Here is an 18,478-nt window from a genome sequence, read left to right on the forward strand (position 1 = left end):
AGTCTAACGCGGCTATTCTCAGCGTGACCGACAAAACATGGCACAAATGGCAAAAGACCGGATTCCTCTTTGATTCAGCGCAATCACCGGCGCAAATTTTCCAGCCCGCCGGGTTTTTAGCGCGAAGCACGCGGGCGATGGTCTGGCCTGACGCAATCTTCCTCAATCCGGCCCGTCAATATAGAAAAATATGTCATTCTGTTACTGACAACTCTTCCCCCCGCTTCTATGTTTAAAAAACCGCCAGCCGCGGCGGTGTGGCAATCTTTTTAATCGGCGCGACATCCTCCGCAAAAAACGGTGCAGACCGTCCGGCTACGCTGAGGCGAACCAGCTTATTTCATGGTTATACGCCCTTATGCTCAGGTGTAAGGGAGGGGGTCTTGTTTGAGCGGAGGTGGGTAATGAGAGTACAACCTGACAGCGCCAGCCGTGCTATCAGCGACTATTTTAACAGCCCGGACTGGCGGATACCGCCTGAGTCCGATCTGCTGGCGGTGATTCTGCGTGAAATAATGGAAGCGGGAGAACCCGCCACCAATAAAGCCCTTATTGCGCGGGTGATCGATAAACTGGAAGTGGAAGGCGACGAGACGCAGTTGCAGCGTTATCGCACCCTGCTGGCGCAGTTGATCGACACGCAGCCGGAGGCGTAAACCCACCACCTACTTCACCCAGCGCAATTTATCCGCTTCGCTGATACTGGCTCGTCCGCTGCTGCGCTGAAACAGGCACAGCTCCCGTCCACGCTTATTTTTCATCTGCGGCTGGGGATAACGTCCCTCCAGCAACAGTGCGCTGTAGCCCGTATTGTCGTCATACTCGATCGCCTCGCCCAGCACCTTTACTTTGCTCAGATGACTGGCGTTAATGCAGGCCTGCACCATCACCTGACGGCTCTTTTGCCAGGCCTCTTCACTGGAAGCCTGCGCCAGTGTGCTGCTGAGTAACAATGCGGGCAGAAGTGCCCCGATTATGCGTTTCATCTTCTCTGCTCCTGTTACGGCCCGAAGCCGCTAAAAAAATTCCCGCCGGGGCGGGAATAAACAAGACGAGCACTATCTATTGTGTGACGAGGAAGTTTCTTAAACGCGCTGCTATCCTCGCCTGCCGTTATGACAAACCTATGACATCTTTGCCGTTAACCACAATAAACTGAGCTGATATTGCCATTTTTGTCAGCCAGGAAGTTCAGCCGGTTAAGGTTGAAGTCCATGGTGACGGCAGAATTATAGGGAATGGCGCGGACCTTCTGTTCGAAGTGCTGACCCTGCAGCGCGGTTAACGGTTTACCGACATAATTCTGAAACTGAGAGGCACCACAGCGGTCAGCTTCGGGATCCTGTGCCACACTGGCGGTATCGGGCTTAGAGGCAGATTGACAGGCGGTTAATGCAAACAGCCCCACTACCAGCAGCCCTTTTCCATAAAATTTCACGTTTATTCTCCTGTTGGACGTGTAAAACCCTGCCCCAAGAGTAGCAAAGCGCACCTGCTGACCTGAACCCCTAAAAAGTAAAGTTGTTACAGCAGCATTAAACGGGTCGCAGCACAGGTCATCTTTTAAGATTAATCGCACTCATTGCCTAAAAAAAGCACAGCGGACCACTACAATATTAAGAATAGTCTTAGCCCTGTGGAGGTCATGATGGAACTGATTATTTTTGTCGTCTGCGCAATGCTGATGACCGCCGTGGCGGTTAAAGTCCGTTAAACGGGTTCAGCCTGGTTCTGCGCGGTTCTTTCCAGAAGCGTACTGAATGCAGCCAGCGGCATTGGTCGACCGAGGAAGTAGCCTTGCCCCTCTTCGCACGAGAGCTGTTTTAGCTGGTTCAGTTGCGCTTCTGTCTCAATCCCCTCAGCCGTAATTGTCAGGGCAAAGGCGCGTGCCAGCGCAATAATCCCCGCGACCACCGATTGTGCCTGCTGCGACTCCGGGAAATCTTTCATCCAGGAGCGATCGATCTTCAGCCCATTAAACGGGAAGGTCTTCAGGTAGCCCAGGGCCGCATAGCCGGTGCCGAAATCATCAACGGTTAACCTTACCCCGAGTGACCGTAAACCCTGCATCACCTCCAGCGCATGCTGCGGATGTTCAAAGGTCACGTTCTCCGTGATCTCCAGCTCCAGCCGGGTAGCGGGCAGGCCACTTTTCGCCAGCACATCCGCAACCCGCTGCACTAAATCGCTGGTGCGGAACTCCATGGGCGAAATATTAACCGAAACATAGCGATCGCCCCCCCATCCCAGCGCATCCTCACACGCCCGCATCAGCACCCAGTCGCTGATGGTGGCGATGAGACCGCTCTCTTCCGCCAGCGGAATAAAGTGATCGGGGGTAATCCACTCATCAGGCGCAATCTGCCAGCGAATCAGCGCCTCGGCACCCGCCAGCTGACCCGTCAGCAGTTGATAGCGGGGCTGGTAGTGCAGGCGAAATTCATTGTTCTTCAGCGCTTTCTCAATCCGCCGCGCCATTTCACGCTTATCCTCACGCTGACTGGCCATCTCATTGGCATACCAGACCCATTGATTGCGTCCCGCTTCACGCGCTTCATTCAGCGCGATATCCGCCATTTGCAGCAGCGCTTCCGGATGGCTGGCATCCTGCGGTACACAGGCAATCCCCATGCTGACGGTGAGATAGTGGACATGCTGGCCGGTGCTGATGGGCTGCTGAACCTCATGCACCAGCTGAGCACAACGCTGATCGACCCGCTCACGGTTCGTTTCACGCAATACCAGCACAAACTCATCGCCACTCAGCCGCGCCACCAGCTCCTGCGGGCCGATACAGCGCTTCAGACGCTGCGCTATCTGGCTCAGCACCTCATCGCCCGCCGCATGGCCCCAGGTTTCATTAATCGGCCTGAACTGATCGAGATCGAGGGTAATCAGCGTCAGCGGCGCAGCGCCATCAGGCAGCTCTAGGTGTAGCGTCAGAAACTCCTGCAGCTGTACGCGGTTCGACAGGCCGGTTAAGACGTCATGACGCGACAAAAAATGAATGCGCGCCTCGGCTTCCATGCTCTGAGTGATGTCCGACACCGTGCCGCGAAACCCGATACGTCGCGCCTCATGCCAGATTGTTTTCGCGACCAGCTGGCCGATACGGCGGTTGCCGTGCGCCGACATAAACTGACAGCGCAGTGGCATCCGTTGCCCCTCCTCCTCCTGACGCTGCAGCCAGGCGACCAGCGAATGGCTGGGATGCGTCAGCAGGTGATCGATGTGACGGCCCAGCCAGTGTGTAATATCGTGGCCGGTCACGGTTTGAAAGCGCGCTGAGAGGTAGATCAGGCGGCCCTCTTCATCCGTTTCCCAGATCCAGTCTGACGCCGCCTCAGCGAGATCGCGAAACCGCGCTTCACTGTTGGCCAGCTCCTGCTGACTGATCGCCAGCAGGGTAAAGCGCCGGTCAGAGAGAATCGCATTAGAGAGCGCATGGCGGCTGACGCGATGGGTGATTATGCCTATGATGATCGCCATGAGCATCAGTAGTGGTAACAGAAACCAGACCAGGCCCATGCCAGGCATCTTTGGCGTCCAGCGCAGCACAATCAGATCGCCGCCGGGTAACGGTTGCACCATCCGCGGTTCACGCAGGGCATCCCCTGCACTGACGGGCAGGCGCAGTTCGCGCACATCCAGCGTGGCGCCCAGCGCCTGTAATTTGGCAGGGGTGAAAAGATTCACAAACACCATCACTGACGCCGGCCCCGCTATCGGCGGCATATTCGTCAGTTTGCCGCTGCCGATGGGGGCGGCAACCACAATGGCGGGCAGATGATTAATCAGCGCATCACGGGTTATCGCCGTATCGTTGCGCTGACGTGCCGCCGCAATCAGCGCTGGAGCCTCTTTTCCCAGCCAGGCTTCCAGCGGCGTATCCACCAGCTGCCCATTAATGACGCTGTACGTGGTGTCACCGTTGCCGTCGACCACGAATACGCCCTCATAGTGATACTCTTCGTAGAGGCCCGGACCAAAGTTCTCTTCGTCATAAGCCCAGACTTTGTTGACCCTGACATGGAGATTGCGCCAGGCTTCGCCCCAGAACGCATAATCCCGGATATCCGTGACCATCGCCTCCTGACGATTTTTCCACGCCTGCTGCATCAGCAACTGGTCATGCTCAACCGATACGCTGTTTTGCCGCTGCGCAATCGTCAGCACCATCAGCATCGAGAGCACCAGCACGCCAAACAGCAGCAGCGAAAGCGTGCGCAGGCTGCGCCGCGTAAAGCGGACAGTGCGGTCTTCAGCGGCATGACTGAATGGAGGCGAGGGTGGCGCCGGAGGGTTAGAAGTCATTAAGAGTGCTCACTACACAGTCAGAGTTTGAGATGACGGGCCTGCAATACAACATGCAGTGCTGACCAGATTAGTTTCCTCAGTTATCGGCGCGCGCGCGCGGGTGTTTAGTCTGCGGTAAACATTTTGCGCTTAAATATTGTGTTACAGGCTGACTCGACAGCGATCTGGTGCATTGCTACTATGCGCTAACCTTCGCTGGCAGAGTCGCCTATGAATACCAATTCCGACAGAGTGACACTGACGCTGTTCTACGTCGGCAGCTTTGTGGTCTATTACCTGGTTACCATGCTGATCACGCTGTTCCCTAATTACAGCGTGCTGCGTAATGACGGCCTGCTGGTGCCGGTGCTCTGCCTGTTTGAATTTGCTGTTATCTATCCGCTTTACCGCTTTTACTGCCAGCGCCGTACAGACCTGCCGCTGGGTGAACTCTGCACGCTGCAAACTCTGCTGTTTACTGGCGCGCTATTTGTTCTGATGGCCGCACAGATGCAGTTCATGCAGCCGGAAGGATGGCTGGTGATGCAGGCCCAGCAGGGACGTAATTCGCTGCTGATCCTGCTGCTCACCGCCGTGCTGCTGGCGCCGGTGTTTGAAGAGGTGCTGTTCCGCGGTTTTCTGTTGCAGGGCTTTCTGCTGTGGGCGCCACGGAGCCGCTTTGCCTGTATGCTGCTGACCTCACTGCTGTTTGCGGTGATGCATACGCAGTATGTGCACTGGCAGACCCTTATCGCCCTGACGCTGTTTTCGCTACTGCTCTGTTACGCCCGGCTGCGGAGTAACAGTCTGGCGCTGCCCATCTTCCTGCACACGCTGAATAACCTGATTGCGCTGCTGCCCGCCTGGTATTTCGCAGGCTAGCGCCAGGCCCGCCCCTTCTGACACACCTTAAAGCCGCCGCATCACACCCTGGCTGGCGGACCATAGCTCACACTGACAATGCCGCCCCGGCACGTTTGTCTATACTGGATGTTAAAAAGGGATAAAAAGCACCACAGTCCGGACCACCAGACCGTGTAAAGGAGAGGATCTATGTTGATAGGATTTGTGTTGTTAGTGAGCGCATGCGGCTACGATGCCTGCGAGGCGCTGCCGGTATCAGAGCGCATCTATCCGACGAAGGTCGACTGTGAAACGATGGCGAACCGCATTCATAAAGTCAGACCGAATGTGGTACTGCTGTGCGGCGAAGTACATCGCTAATTCAGGGCCAGGTTCAATAAAGCAGGGCTGTAACGTTGCAAGCTGACGCTTTAGCGTACAAAATATAAGCTGTTGTTAACCATTATCGTTGTGAATCCCATGAAAACATCACGCCCCCGTCGTCCTGGTGGACGCTGGGTTTACTATCTTTTGTATGATGGCATTCTGTGGCCCTGCCCCGTCCGTTGGGAGTGGGAGAGCAGCTATGGCGGCTGGCTGCCATTTTACTACACGCCAACCTTTGAGTTTGTGGTAGGCGATCCGCGCAAGGCTTATCGCATTGCGCGCAGCGATGTGCGGTCTAAAAGGCGCGAGGATGCCTTTGTCTGAGCGCGTTTATCGCCACGGCAGCCATGAGGCAGTAAGCAGATAGTGAACCGCTTCCAGCACAATAATCACCATTAATAATATGCCCAGCGTGTGGCGGCCAATCCCCTTCATCTGTTCAGGCCCAGATCATGGCAGCCCAGCGAATCAGCAGCAGCGCGCCACAGATGCACAACAGAACCAGCACCATCTTCCAGTACTTTTTGGCTGCCCGGTATCTCGTCACCTCAGTTTCCTCTGGTCAGAAAGCGAAGATGCGCCAGAAGGCGCATCTGTTCCGGTCAGCAACAGGACCGGTGAGGCATAGCATAACGCCCGGGCCGCCAAAAGGCGACCCGTTACCGGCATCAGTTGTTCAGGGTGTAATCCAGCGTAATTTCCGCGTTCAGTACCTGAGAAACCGGGCAGCCCGCTTTGGCTTTATTGATGATCTCGTCGAAGGTCGACTCATCAATGCCTGGCAGAGAGATGGTGCTGGTCAGTGCCACTTTGGTGATGGCAAAGCCATCGCCTTTTTTGTCCAGCGACACGTCGGCCGTGGTATCAATGCTTTCCGGCGGATGACCCGCATTGCCCAGCATCAGCGACAGCGCCATGGAGAAACAGGCTGCATGCGCTGCACCAATCAGTTCTTCCGGGTTGGTGCCTTTGCCGCCTTCAAAACGGGTGTTAAAGCCATAAGGCTGCTGGCTTAGTACGCCGCTCTCGGTGCTGACGGTGCCTTTGCCTTTGATATCGCCTTCCCAATGCGCCGAACCTTTCTTATGAATGGTCATGTCGTTCCTCCTGTTGGTAAAGAAGCTAAGTATAGACAATACATTCATTTTCGCAGGCTCAACTCACCGCGCGGGGACGTGGCGGTGTGCTCTGCGGTGCCAGTAACGCTTCCGCCTGCACCAGCGAATCGCGGGTAATTTCACCGATCGACTTCGCGCCGGTCAGGGTCATGGCAACGCGCATCTCTTTTTCAATCAGCGTCAGCAGGTTTTCTACGCCGCGCTGACCGTGGGTTGCCAGCGCATAGATAAATGCCCGTCCCAGCAGCACGCTGTCTGCGCCCAGCGCAATCATCCGCACCACATCCAGCCCGTTGCGAATGCCACTGTCCGCCAGAATGGCGATGTCACCTTTTACCGCATCGGCAATGGCCGGTAGCGCACGCGCCGAGGAGAGCACGCCATCCAGCTGGCGTCCGCCGTGATTAGAGACCACGATGCCATCGGCGCCAAAGCGCACCGCATCACGCGCATCTTCCGGATCGAGAATGCCCTTGATCACCATCGGCCCATCCCAGAACTCGCGGATCCACTCCAGATCGCGCCACGAGATAGAGGGATCGAAATTATTCGCCAGCCAGCCGATGTAATCTTCCAGCCCGGTAGGCTTGCCCAGATACGTGGAGATATTCCCCAGATCGTGAGGGCGCCCCTGCAGACCCACATTCAGCGCCCACTGTGGATGGGTGACCGCCTGCCAGTAACGACGCAGCGCCGCGTGATTGCCGCTCATCCCGGAGTGCGCATCGCGATAGCGCGCGCCCGGCGTGGGCATATCCACGGTAAACACCAGCGTGGAGCAACCGGCGGCTTTGGCGCGCTCCAGCGCATTGCGCATAAAGCCGCGGTCACGCAGCACATAGAGCTGGAACCACATGGGACGCTTAATCTGCGGGGCCACCTCTTCAATCGGGCAGACCGAGACGGTCGACAGGGTAAACGGAATGCCTTTCAGGTCTGCCGCACGCGCCGCCTGCACTTCACCCCGGCGGGCATACATGCCGCACAGGCCGACCGGTGCCAGCGCAACCGGCATCGACAGGGTTTCATTGAACAGTTTGGTTTCAAGACTCAGTTCCGACATATTTTTCAGAATGCGCTGGCGCAGCGCCACATCCGAGAGATCCTCTACGTTGCGACGCAGGGTGTGCTCGGCATAGGCACCGCCATCAAGATAGTGAAACAGGAACGGCGGCAGGATACGTTGCGCGGCCGCGCGATAGTCACTGGCAGCGGAGATAATCATCAGTCAGATTCCTTTGGGTTGCGTGTGTCGTTATCCGGTAAGCGGGTGATGCGCGCCTGACGCGCTTCATCTTCATGCAGGTTTTTCATGGTGGTGTGCACGAATCCCAGATGCTGCATCGCCGCCTGGCGCGCAGCGTCGGCATCGCCAGTGAGGATCGCATCGAGCAGCGCCTGATGCTGTTCAGTCAGGCGGGCGAAAATCGCGGGCTGGGTATACATGCGCTGACGGCTCTGCATCACCGACGATTGCAGCAGCTCAAAAAAACCACGCATGGTCTGCAACAGCACTACGTTGTGCGACGCCTCAGCAATCGCCAGATGGAAGCGCACATCCGCCTGGGCGGCGAGATCGGGATCGTCACTCTCTTTCAGCTTCAGGGTGGCGTCGAAAGCGTACTGCAGCTTCTCTTTGTCGGCGTCGGTGGCGCGCAGTGCGGCGTGCCAGGCGGTGCTGGCCTCGATGGCATGGCGCGCTTCCAGAATGTCGTAGCGGTAGTCGGGATCGTCGCGCAGTAGCTGGCGAATCGGCTCGACGATGCGCTGTTCCGACCAGGGCGCCAGCTGCTGACGGATCCAAGTGCCGCCGCCGCGTCGGCTAATCAGCATGCCGTTGCTGATCAACTGTTGTATGGCTTCACGCAGCGAGGAGCGCGAGACGCCAAGCTCCGCAGAGAGCTGCCGCTCGGCGGGCAGGCGCATGCCCGGCTCGAGCTGATGTTCGGTGATATAGGCCCGCAGGCGCGTCACCAGCGGATCGGCATTGCTGCTCATGGGATCATCCAGGGGAAGACGTAGGCCTGAAGCGTGGTTATCACACCGACCATACAGGTGAAAATCAGGCTGTGTTTAACGGTAAACCGGAACAGGTCGGACTCTTTACCCACCAGCCCGACCGCCGCACAGGCGATAGCGATCGACTGCGGCGAGATCATCTTACCGGTCACGCCACCGGTGGTGTTGGCCGCCACCAGCAGAATATCGGAGACGCCAATCTGCTGCGCGGTCGTGGCCTGTAAAGCAGCAAACAGCGCATTCGATGAGGTGTCTGATCCGGTCAGGAAGACGCCCAGCCAGCCCAGGAACGGTGAGAAGAAGGTAAAAGCGTGGCCGGTGTGCGCCAGCGCCAGTGCCAGTGCCAGCGTCGCAGACAGCCCGGAGTAATTCGAGATAAAGGCAAAGGCCAGTACCATCCCGATAGAGTAGATCGGCAGCGCCAGCTCTTTCAGCGTTTCACCAAAAGTCTGCAATGCTGCCTTTGGCTTCATGCGCAGGAAAATCATCGCCATGATCGCCGCAATTAAAATGGCGGTGCCGGTGGCGGACACCAGATCCAGCTTAAAGATGGCCGGATAAGGGGTTGCAGTGCCGACCACGGGCGGCATCCGCGCCACCAGCTCATTCAGCATCGGCACCGGCATAGCCAGCACCCACTCATAGAGCGCGCCGCCTTTGGCGAACAGCGCTTTAAACGGCGGGATACTCCAGAGCGTGACGGTGGCGGTGAGAAACAGGAACGGCATCCAGGCGCGGATCACCTGCCCCAGCCGATACTTCTGCGGTGGCAGCAACGGATCGCCCTGTTTCGCCTCTGCATCGGCAAAGCGGAAGATGCGAACCGGCTTCCAGACCCGCAGGAACAGCGTCAGCGAAATCAGCGAGGCGAGCGACGAGATAATATCGGGCAGCTCCGGACCCAGGAAGTTGGAGCTGAGGAACTGGGCAATGGCAAACGATCCCCCTGCCACGACCACCGCCGGCCAGGTCTCTTTCACTCCGCGCCAGCCATCCATGATCGCCATAATCCAGAACAGCACAATCAGGGTCAGCAGCGGCAGCTGGCGTCCGGCCATCTGGCCGATGGCAAAACTGTCCAGCCCGGTCACCTGCCCCGCCACAATAATCGGGATGCCCATCGCGCCAAAGGCCACCGGCGCGGTGTTCACAATCAGGCAGAGCCCGGCGGCGTAGAGCGGATTAAAGCCGAGTCCCACCAGCAGCGCGGCGGTAATCGCCACCGGCGCACCAAAGCCCGCAGCCCCCTCCAGAAACGCCCCGAACGAGAAGCCGACAATCAGCATCTGCAGACGCTGATCGGGAGTAATCGACAGGATAGAGGCGCGGATAATGTCGAACTGGCCGGTTTTGACTGAGATCTTGTAGACGAACACCGCGGCGACAATAATCCAGGCAATCGGCCACAACCCATAGAGAAAGCCATACACCACGGCGGCCAGCGCCTGTGCAACCGGCATCTGATAGAGAAACAGCGCCACCAGCAGCGCCAGCACCACGGTGGTGGTGGCCGCCAGGTAGCCTTTCATCTTCAGCTTAATCAGCGCAAAGAAGAAAAAGAGAATCGGGATCAGTGCGATCAGGCTTGAAAGCCAGATATTACCCAGCGGATCGTAGTTTTGTTGCCAGATCTGCATGCCAGTATCTCCAGAGGAAAAGGTGACGTGGCACGCAGCCGCAGCGCTGGTGCCATCTGCCCCGGATTGGTCAGACCAAACCGCTCTGTCGGGGCTTATGGCAACAGATAGTTAACGCATTGTTAACCTATGGCAACAGAAGATGCGCGAATTTTCCCGGAGTGTGAACCAGAGAAAAATATTGCCGGAATTGGTCGGACCAAAATCAGCGATTCACCTCAGGAAAGGCGTGCTGATAGCTGCGCGGATGGAAACGCAGATTAAGCACGATTAACAGCAGCGTGACCGCCGCCTGCAATAACCAGACGCTGGTGAAGTGACCGGTGAGCGCATGCAACTGCCCGGCGATAAACGGCATGCTGCCCGCGATAATAAAGCCGACGCCCTGCATAAAAGCCACCAGCCGCGCGCCAGCCTGCGGCTGCTCCAGATGATCCAGCGCCAGCACCAGCGCCAGCGGAAATGCCCCGCCCAGCCCGAAGCCCGCAATCCCCGCCCAGAGCCACGGTGCCAGTTGTGGCGCAAACAGGAAACCGAGCATGCCGCTGAACTGCATCGCCAGTGTCAGCAGCAGCAGCGGACGGCGATCGCGGCCCCGCGCCAGCAAGGGCAGCAGCAGCGCACCCGTGACCTGACAGCCGATCATCATGCCAAGCAGTGAACCGCCCGCCTGCGCGCTCCAGCCGAGTTGATGATAAAAATCGGGCAGCCAGGCGACACAGATGGCATATCCGCCGTTCACCAGACCGAAGCTCAACGCCAGCGTCCAGGCGCGGGTTTTCCGCCACAGCGAAGGCAGAGCGGCGGCCTCCGTCCGGGCTGCACGTGGGGTGGTGATAAACAGCCAGAGCAGGATGGCCAGCACCACCGGCAGCGCCCAGCTGCTCAGCGCGCCCTGCCAGCCAAGCTGCCCATTCAGCCACGGCGAGATCGCCGCGCCAATCCCGCCGCCGCCCATCAGCGCCGCTGCCCACAGTCCGGTCACGCCGGCACTGCGGCTGCCAAATCGCTGACGGATCAATCCCGGCATCGCCATCTGCACAATGCCAATGCCCGCCCCTCCCGGCACAGTACTCAGCACCAGCCAGCCTCCGTCAGCCACAAACAGCCGACTCACCAGCGCCAGCAGCAACAGCAACAGGCCACCCAGCAGCAGTTTACGTACCGCAAAGCGCTGCATCAGCGGGGCGCTGACTAACGCAATGGCACCCATCATCATCATCGGCACCGCAGGCAACAGCGATGCCGCCAGCGGCGACAGACCGATGCTCTGCCGCAGCTCGCCGAGTAACGGACTGACCGAGGTCATCAGCGGTCGCATATTGAGCCCGGCCAGCACCAGCGCCGCCAGCAGCAGGTTGTTCTCTCTCTTCATCTGAGATCCACACAGTTAAAAGTTGCCAGCCTGGCAGCAGTCGCTACTATCTGGAAATGAAATATTACTCTGCCAGGTAGTGGAAATATGAATCGTCAGCCGATGTTTACTCCGCAGCAGCTGCTCAGCTTTGTCGCGGTGTGCGAAACCGCCAGCTTTACACGCGCCGCCGACCGGGTGCACCTGTCGCAATCCACCGTCAGCCAGCAGGTGCGACGGCTGGAGGAGATGGTCGGCAAAGAGCTGCTGAACCGCTCCTCGCATCAGGTGCAGATCACCGAAGAGGGCGAGAAGCTTTTAGGCTACGCCCGGCGGATTATCGCCCTGAATGGGGAAGCGCACGATGTGCTGAGTGACCAGTGGCGCGACGGCGTGCTGCGTCTTGGCGTGCCAGAAGATTTCGCGGCGCCCACGGCCGGTCTGCTGGCGCACTTCAGTCGCGACCATCCGCAACTTCGGCTGGACGTGATGAGCGGCATGCAGGTGGAGTTGCGTCGCGCCTGGCAGCGTGAAGAGCTCGACATCATGCTGATTAAGCAGCCTTATGGCGAGCGTCCGCTGGCGTCGCGTCCTGAACCCCTGCTGTGGCTCGACAGCGCAGAGTGGCCCTGCTTTGAGCAGACGCCGGTACCGCTGGTGCTGTTTCCCCAGCAGGGGCTCTATCGCGATGAGGTGTGTCAGACGCTCGACGCACTGGGCCGTAGCTGGCGCATTAGTTACAGCAGCGCCAGCCTGGTCGCGCTGGCCGCCGCCAGTGCGCAGGGTCTGGGGCTGACATTACTGCCCGCCAGCTGCCGCCTGCCGCAACATCGGGTACTGGGCCCGGAACAGGGTCTGCCGGTGATTGATACCTTCGAACTGGCGCTGTTCTGTCGTCATCCGCAGGATCCGCTGCAGCGCGAGCTGGCGGAATCCCTGGCAACCTTCAGCCAGCTGCGCTGGCAGTGAGATATTGAATAGTCGTCAGTGGAAAATAACGCAGCAGGGTGAAGCGTCGTTTGTCAGATTAAGACCTTGTTCACTTTGCAGGAGCCTCTGATGCCTATTTCCTCTTCGCCGAGCCGCCGTGATTTCCTTGGGCAGAGCGTCCGCTGGACCGCCGCAGGCGGCTTGCTGGCCGCCGGTCTCGGCCAGGCCAGTGCCGCCACGCCATCACCTTTGTCCTCCAGCAATCCCGACCAGCCCGCCGCCCTGCCCCGGCAGGATCACTATCTGCTGCGCAATGTGCGGCTGGAGGAGGGCTTTATCCGTGAGGATGATGAGATCGTTGCGACCCGCACCGGGCGTTACGACATCAGCGTGCGCGACGGTAAAATTGACCAGCTGACACCCGCGGGTCAGGGTGACAGCACCCTGCCGTCGTGGGATGCACAGGATGCCCTGCTGCTGCCCGCCACCCAGGATATGCATATCCACCTTGATAAAACCTTCTACGGCGGCCCGTGGCAGGCTCCGCGTCCCCGTCAGGGCAAAACCATCATGGACATGATTGCGCGTGAACAGGTGCTGATTCCGCAACTGCTACCGCACTCTCAGGCGCGCGCCGAAGGGTTGATCGCCCTGCTGCACGCCAAAGGCACCACCCGCGCCCGCAGCCATTGCAATATCGATCCGGTCAGCGGCCTGCAAAGTCTGGAGCATCTGCAGGCGGCATTAGCCCGTCACCCCGCCTTTCCCTGCGAGATTGTGGCCTTTCCACAGCACGGCCTGCTGCACTCGCAGGTCGATGGGCTGATGCGCGAGGCGATGCAGCACGGCGTTGAGTATGTCGGCGGCCTGGACCCCACCAATGTCGATGGTGCCATGGAGAAGTCACTGGATGCGATGTTCCAGATTGCGCTCGACTATCAGCGCGGCGTGGATATACATCTGCATGAAACCTCACCTGCTGGCGTGGCGGCGATTCAGTACATGATTGACACCGTGGCAAAGAATCCGGCGCTGAAGGGCAAAGTGACGCTGAGCCACGGTTTTGCGCTGGCGACCCTGTCCGGCAGTACGCTGGATAAGATGATCGCAGGGCTGGCGGAGCAGCAGTTCAGCGTCGCCTCTACGCTGCCGATCGGCAAGCTGACCATGCCGATTCCGCAATTACAGGCAGCGGGCGTGAAGGTGATGACCGGCACCGACAGCGTTATCGATCACTGGTCACCGTTTGGCACCGGCAGCATGCTGGAAAAAGCGAATCTCTATGCGCAGCTCTATCGGGGATCGGATGAGTTCTCGCTGTCGCGGGCGCTGGCGATCGCCACAGACGATCGGCTGCCGCTGACAGCCCAGGGTGACCGCCAGTGGCCAGTACCGGGCGATGAAGCGAGCATGATGCTGGTAGCGGCGAGCTGTTCCGCCGAAGCCGTGGCACGGATTTCGCCGGTCGTCGCGACCTTCTCGCGCGGTAAACCGGTGTTTGCGCTGGCCCCGGCCTGAAACAGCAGGGCTGCGGACAAAAACGCCGGGAGCGTTTTTGAACAACGCAACGCGTTGGCCCGGCTACGGGCGCACCTCAGGGATGAGGTGCGTACTAAAAACGCCGGGAGCGTTTTTGAACGACGCAACGCGTTGGCACGGCTACGGGCGCACCTCAGGGATGAGGTGCGTAATCGCCCGCGCTGAGCCTTCTCAGCAAATGCGGAGAGATCGAGCCGGCTCAGGCCCGGTTACAGACGACCACCTTACCTAAAGCGCCGGGAGCCAGTACCTGCCCCACAACGCAAACCTACTCCCCCAAAAACAACAGAGCCTCCACAAGGGAGGCTCTGCATTTACCTGAGCGGAGTGCGGGTTACGCGCTTTTGGCCCATTTATCATTCGACATTAGTTCCATTGCCAGCGCGTATAAGCGACGATCTTCCTGATCACAGGGCTCATCTTCCGCATAACACGCAATCATCGAAGCGATCTTATCAGCCGATAAGCTCTCTCCATGAACATGCAGTGTCAGTACGGCGCGGCCTACTATTTTAAGCACATTTTCATGTGGTCCCTGGATGCGATTACTCAATGCAAATACCCTCTACCGGTCGTTGTACCAGGAATATGGCGCGCTAAATATAAAGCAATTAGCTCAGGATTTTTATCGGCACCAGTGGTGATATTTTTTAATGATTAATTCTATTACTGGAGTAGTAGTTAAGGATTTATCTGATTAACAATGAAATAAATATTTAAAAACGGCTACTTATCAAATAATCGCTGGCCTCAAAAGATCCTCATCCTGGAACAATCACATTGAGTCGGGGTTAATCTATAAAAATAAACCACCTTTTTCCCGTAAACTTCAGTCTATTCCTAAGCCCTCTGACAGATATAGTTTCATACTGCTAACCATCGAGGTTCCCGTTGCTGTCAGGCGTGCTTTCTGCCAGACTTGCCCCGCAATAATGCCCTACACTTTCAGCCTCAGAGGCCGCGCCCGTGACCGCTTTTTCTACCCTCAATTCGCTTCCCGACAGCCAGCTCGAAAACCTGCGCGAGATGGGCTACACCAGCATGACGCCCGTGCAGGCCGCTACGCTGCCCGCCATTCTGCAGGGACGCGACGTGCGCGCGCAGGCGAAAACCGGCAGCGGTAAAACGGCTGCCTTTGGTATTGGTTTACTGCACCATATCGACAGCGCCCGCTTTCAGACCCAGGCACTCATTCTCTGTCCGACCCGTGAACTGGCGGATCAGGTAGGCAATGTGCTGCGCCAGCTGGCGCGCTTCACCCGCAACATCAAAGTTCTCACTCTGTGTGGAGGACAGCCGATGAGCGCACAGCGTGATTCGCTGGTGCATCCGCCCCATATCGTGGTCGGCACGCCGGGTCGTATCCTCGACCACATTAACCGCGAAAACCTCAAGCTGGACCAGCTCAGCACGCTGGTACTGGATGAAGCAGATCGGATGCTGGAGATGGGTTTCCTGAATGATATGGAAACGATCATTGAAGCAACGCCCGCCTCGCGCCAGACGCTGCTCTTTTCCGCCACCTGGCCAGACGGCATTACGGCCATCAGCACCCGCTTTCAGCGTGATGCGCTGAGCGTGGTGACAGAAGATGTCAGCGAACTGCCTTCAATCGATCAGCAGTTTTTCGAAGCCAGCCACAATGAAAAACTGGGTCTGCTGATAGCCCTGCTCAGCGATCGTCAGCCCTCATCCTGTGTGGTCTTCTGCAACACCAAACGTGAATGTGATGATGTCGCCGCGGCGCTTAACGCGCGTGATATCAGCGCCCTGCCTTTGCATGGCGATCTGGAGCAGCGCGATCGCGAACGCGTGTTGATCCGCTTCGCTAACGGCAGTGGTCGCGTGCTGGTCGCCACCGATGTCGCTGCACGCGGACTCGACATCAAATCGCTGGCGATGGTGGTTAACTATCAGCTCGCCTGGGATCCTGAAATCCACCTGCACCGCATTGGTCGTACGGCGCGTGCGGGCGAACATGGCGTCGCGGTCAGCCTGGTTGCTGCCGATGAGATGGCTCGTGCGCATGCGCTGGAAGATTTCCTGCAGCAGAAGCTGCCGTGGGTCTCTGCCAGCACGCTGAAAAAGGGCAGCAGCAAGCCGCTGCCTGCAGCTATGATGACCTTATGCATTGATGGTGGCCGTAAAGCCAAGATACGTCCGGGAGATATTCTGGGCGCGCTGACGGGTGAAGCGGGTTATCGTGCCGAGCAGATCGGCAAAATTGTCCTGACGCCGACCCATGCCTATGTGGCGATTGAAGCGAATCAGGCCAAAAATGCGCTGGTCAAACTCAAGCAGGGCAAAATCAAAGGCAAAACCTGCCGGGCGATTCTGCTGAAAGACTAAATAAAACGGGCGAGGAGATTTCCTCGCCCGGTTTGTTACGGCTCTTCGATTTGGGTCACATGCAGCGTGGTTTTATCCCCTTTGCCCTGTACCTTGCCACTGACGCGTACTTTGTCTTCAGCGGTGTAGGTTTTACCACCAAAGGTCTTCTTCGGCGCGATAATCGGTAAGGTACCGGTGTTGTCACGGAACTGATACCGTTCGCCCTGCTCTTTCTTCAGGATGTAACCTTCCAGCGTCACATATCCGCCCTGACGGAAATCGCGGATCTGATCAATATGCGTCTGACCGGTATCTTCTGAACCTTTATAGCCGGCATCCTGCTTGTGTTGCGGTGGCGGCGTATCGCCCGCTTTGTATCCGCCCTCTTCGGCCGAAACACCCGCACTCATCATCACCAGCAACGACGCCAAAATCACTTTTTTCATTTCACACTCCTTTATTGGAAAGGTGTCCATGTTGAACCTTCAGGGTTAATCCTGGCACATTAATTGGCGTCCGTTTTATTTCACCCTTCTCTTCTCACTTTTTTCTATTTGCTGCCGATAACCTGTTCACACCCTATTTCACCAGCTGCGTTAATGCAGAGGCAACCATGGATAATTTTCAGAAAGAGATCGATGAGAGAGCGAACCTCGCGTTATCGAATAAGTTTGAGCTGCTGCTGTTTCGCTTAGGTTCCGATCAGCTGAAAGGCAAGTCTGAACTGTTTGGCATTAACGTCTTCAAGCTGCGTGAAATTGTGCCGATGCCAACTATCACCAAAGCCGCAGGCATGCGTTCGCCGCTGCTGGGTATGGCAAGTATTCGTGGCCAGTTCATTCCGGTCATCGACCTGCCTGCCGTGGCGGGTTGTGTGCCGGAAACCGGTCTTAACCTGCTGCTGGTTACCGAGTATGCCCGTAACACCCAGGCGTTTGCCGTGGAGTCAGTCGAGAACATTGTGCGTCTCGACTGGAGCCAGGTGCATACCGCCGAAGCCGGTATCGGCGGCCGCAACATTACCAGCATCGCCTGCCTGGACAGTGACAAGCAGAGCAACGAGCTGGCGATGGTGCTGGACGTTGAGCAAATCCTGTATGACATCATCCCATCAGTGCGCGGCGTCGAACCGGAAGCAGCCAGACCGCGTGCCTTCAACTACCGCCCAGGTGCGGTGGCGATTGTGGCAGAAGATTCCAAAGTCGCGCGTCAGCTGCTGGAGCAGGGTCTGAAGAGTATGGGCATTCCGGCGCTGATGTTTAACACCGGTCTCGATGCCTGGGAAAAAATTAAATTGATGAGCCAGGAAGCGCAGGCTGCCGGCGAATCGATTCACGACAAAATCGCCCTGGTGCTGACCGATCTGGAAATGCCAGAGATGGATGGTTTTACGCTGACCCGCAACATCAAGCGTGACCCGATCCTCAAGGCTCTGCCAGTCGTCATTCACTCCTCACTCTCTGGCAGCGCCAACGAAGATCACGTGCGCAAAGTGGGTGCCGATGGCTATGTGGCGAAGTTCGAGTTGAATGAGCTGTCAGACGTGATTTTCAACGTTCTCGACACTGCTCGCTAAGCGAATGCGGGCCGCTAAGAATGCCCGGCACGCTTTTACTTTTTAGCCAGCGGAATGGCTGACCTGATCAGGAACCGACTATGCACATTGAAACTTTACCCGTTACGCCTGCACCTGCTACGCCTTCCCGTCAAAAGGTGCTGCGTGGCCGTTTACGCCAGCTGGCCTGGATTAGCGCCGTCACGTTAAGCGTCGCGTTCTGGACAGGCCTCTACTTCTTAGTTTTCTGAATCCATTCATCCTTGTCTGGATCGGGCTGTCAGCATCACTGCTGACAGCCCTTTTTTTTGTCTGAATTCCCTCTGGTTATTACTTAACCATTTCTGATGATTTTTACTGACTATTTATTCACCCGGCGTTATTACTTAAAAATTATTAAAGGTACAACTTCGTGCTCCGATAACAGTATGCGCGAGATCACCTTTTTGCCTGCGGCTGTGACCACAGA

The 18,478-nt window shown here is 57.6% G+C and carries 19 protein-coding genes; 9 read left to right on the plus strand and 10 right to left on the minus strand.

Annotated elements, in window-relative coordinates; all coding sequences use genetic code 11:
* Nucleotides 1-404 precede the first annotated feature (404 nt).
* Nucleotides 405-656, plus strand: coding sequence for a biofilm development regulator YmgB/AriR family protein (locus OK412_RS13700; protein ID WP_010255246.1), 252 nt, complete (start codon nucleotides 405-407; stop codon nucleotides 654-656).
* Nucleotides 657-665: 9 nt separating this feature from the next.
* On the opposite strand, the gene OK412_RS13705 is transcribed toward OK412_RS13700, so the two are convergent.
* From OK412_RS13705 to OK412_RS13715, 3 genes are all read right to left on the minus strand, one after another.
* Nucleotides 666-986, minus strand: a complete 321-nt coding sequence (locus OK412_RS13705) for a hypothetical protein (RefSeq protein ID WP_010255244.1) — start codon at nucleotides 984-986, stop codon at nucleotides 666-668.
* A gap of 155 nt (nucleotides 987-1,141) precedes the next feature.
* Nucleotides 1,142-1,438, minus strand: a complete 297-nt coding sequence (locus OK412_RS13710) for an I78 family peptidase inhibitor (protein ID WP_010255242.1) — start codon at nucleotides 1,436-1,438, stop codon at nucleotides 1,142-1,144.
* A gap of 272 nt (nucleotides 1,439-1,710) precedes the next feature.
* Nucleotides 1,711-4,314 carry an EAL domain-containing protein gene (locus tag OK412_RS13715; RefSeq protein ID WP_187499813.1) on the minus strand — a complete coding sequence of 868 codons (2,604 nt, stop codon included), beginning with the start codon at nucleotides 4,312-4,314 and terminating at the stop codon, nucleotides 1,711-1,713.
* 213 nt (nucleotides 4,315-4,527) lie between these two features.
* On the opposite strand from OK412_RS13715, the gene OK412_RS13720 reads away from it, so the two are divergent.
* The 3 genes from OK412_RS13720 (at nucleotide 4,528) to OK412_RS13730 (ending at nucleotide 5,850) form a co-directional block, all read left to right on the plus strand.
* Nucleotides 4,528-5,178 (plus strand): CPBP family intramembrane glutamic endopeptidase, encoded by a 651-nt coding sequence (locus tag OK412_RS13720; RefSeq protein ID WP_010255238.1) that lies wholly within the window; start codon nucleotides 4,528-4,530, stop codon nucleotides 5,176-5,178.
* 171 nt (nucleotides 5,179-5,349) lie between these two features.
* Complete coding sequence (locus OK412_RS13725; RefSeq protein ID WP_003850083.1) at nucleotides 5,350-5,520, plus strand: hypothetical protein; 171 nt, start codon at nucleotides 5,350-5,352, stop codon at nucleotides 5,518-5,520.
* A 99-nt stretch (nucleotides 5,521-5,619) separates the two neighbouring features.
* Nucleotides 5,620-5,850 (plus strand): hypothetical protein, encoded by a 231-nt coding sequence (locus OK412_RS13730; RefSeq protein WP_031292783.1) that lies wholly within the window; start codon nucleotides 5,620-5,622, stop codon nucleotides 5,848-5,850.
* A 115-nt stretch (nucleotides 5,851-5,965) separates the two neighbouring features.
* Here the strand turns inward: OK412_RS13730 and yniD are convergent, their stop codons facing one another.
* From yniD to OK412_RS13760, 6 genes are all read right to left on the minus strand, one after another.
* Nucleotides 5,966-6,073: a small membrane protein YniD gene (gene yniD, locus OK412_RS23535; RefSeq protein ID WP_022625163.1), complete on the minus strand. Its 108-nt coding sequence runs from the start codon at nucleotides 6,071-6,073 to the stop codon at nucleotides 5,966-5,968.
* Between the two features lie 121 nt (nucleotides 6,074-6,194).
* Nucleotides 6,195-6,623 carry an OsmC family protein gene (locus OK412_RS13740; protein WP_022625164.1) on the minus strand — a complete coding sequence of 143 codons (429 nt, stop codon included), beginning with the start codon at nucleotides 6,621-6,623 and terminating at the stop codon, nucleotides 6,195-6,197.
* 58 nt (nucleotides 6,624-6,681) lie between these two features.
* Nucleotides 6,682-7,869: an FMN-dependent L-lactate dehydrogenase LldD gene (gene lldD, locus OK412_RS13745; RefSeq protein ID WP_129062808.1), complete on the minus strand. Its 1,188-nt coding sequence runs from the start codon at nucleotides 7,867-7,869 to the stop codon at nucleotides 6,682-6,684.
* Entirely contained in the window at nucleotides 7,869-8,642 is a 774-nt protein-coding gene (gene lldR, locus OK412_RS13750; protein ID WP_192034243.1) for a transcriptional regulator LldR, read from the minus strand. The genes lldD and lldR overlap by 1 nt, the downstream gene beginning before the upstream one ends.
* Nucleotides 8,639-10,300 (minus strand): L-lactate permease, encoded by a 1,662-nt coding sequence (lldP, locus tag OK412_RS13755; protein ID WP_115764854.1) that lies wholly within the window; start codon nucleotides 10,298-10,300, stop codon nucleotides 8,639-8,641. The genes lldR and lldP overlap by 4 nt, the downstream gene beginning before the upstream one ends.
* Nucleotides 10,301-10,505: 205 nt before the next feature.
* Nucleotides 10,506-11,675 (minus strand): cyanate transporter, encoded by a 1,170-nt coding sequence (locus OK412_RS13760; RefSeq protein WP_033771037.1) that lies wholly within the window; start codon nucleotides 11,673-11,675, stop codon nucleotides 10,506-10,508.
* A gap of 87 nt (nucleotides 11,676-11,762) precedes the next feature.
* Here OK412_RS13760 and OK412_RS13765 point away from each other — a divergent pair, with 87 nt between their 5' ends.
* The 3 genes from OK412_RS13765 to dbpA all read left to right on the plus strand — a co-directional run bounded on the left by OK412_RS13765 (nucleotide 11,763) and on the right by dbpA (nucleotide 16,472).
* Complete coding sequence (locus OK412_RS13765) at nucleotides 11,763-12,623, plus strand: LysR family transcriptional regulator (protein ID WP_022625167.1); 861 nt, start codon at nucleotides 11,763-11,765, stop codon at nucleotides 12,621-12,623.
* Between the two features lie 90 nt (nucleotides 12,624-12,713).
* Complete coding sequence (locus OK412_RS13770) at nucleotides 12,714-14,102, plus strand: amidohydrolase (protein WP_089414530.1); 1,389 nt, start codon at nucleotides 12,714-12,716, stop codon at nucleotides 14,100-14,102.
* 987 nt (nucleotides 14,103-15,089) lie between these two features.
* A complete protein-coding gene (gene dbpA / locus OK412_RS13775) occupies nucleotides 15,090-16,472 on the plus strand; it encodes an ATP-dependent RNA helicase DbpA (RefSeq protein ID WP_010255222.1) in 1,383 nt (460 codons plus the stop codon).
* Between the two features lie 35 nt (nucleotides 16,473-16,507).
* Here dbpA and OK412_RS13780 read toward each other — a convergent pair whose 3' ends face one another.
* Nucleotides 16,508-16,900, minus strand: coding sequence for a YgiW/YdeI family stress tolerance OB fold protein (locus OK412_RS13780; protein WP_033779693.1), 393 nt, complete (start codon nucleotides 16,898-16,900; stop codon nucleotides 16,508-16,510).
* Nucleotides 16,901-17,067: 167 nt separating this feature from the next.
* Here OK412_RS13780 and OK412_RS13785 point away from each other — a divergent pair, with 167 nt between their 5' ends.
* Nucleotides 17,068-18,030 carry a chemotaxis protein gene (locus OK412_RS13785; RefSeq protein WP_010255217.1) on the plus strand — a complete coding sequence of 321 codons (963 nt, stop codon included), beginning with the start codon at nucleotides 17,068-17,070 and terminating at the stop codon, nucleotides 18,028-18,030.
* Between the two features lie 80 nt (nucleotides 18,031-18,110).
* Complete coding sequence (locus tag OK412_RS13790; RefSeq protein WP_022625169.1) at nucleotides 18,111-18,260, plus strand: hypothetical protein; 150 nt, start codon at nucleotides 18,111-18,113, stop codon at nucleotides 18,258-18,260.
* Nucleotides 18,261-18,478: the final 218 nt, after the last annotated feature.

This window comes from Pantoea sp. JV6, from assembly GCF_025910055.1.
GTDB lineage: Bacteria > Pseudomonadota > Gammaproteobacteria > Enterobacterales > Enterobacteriaceae > Pantoea > Pantoea agglomerans.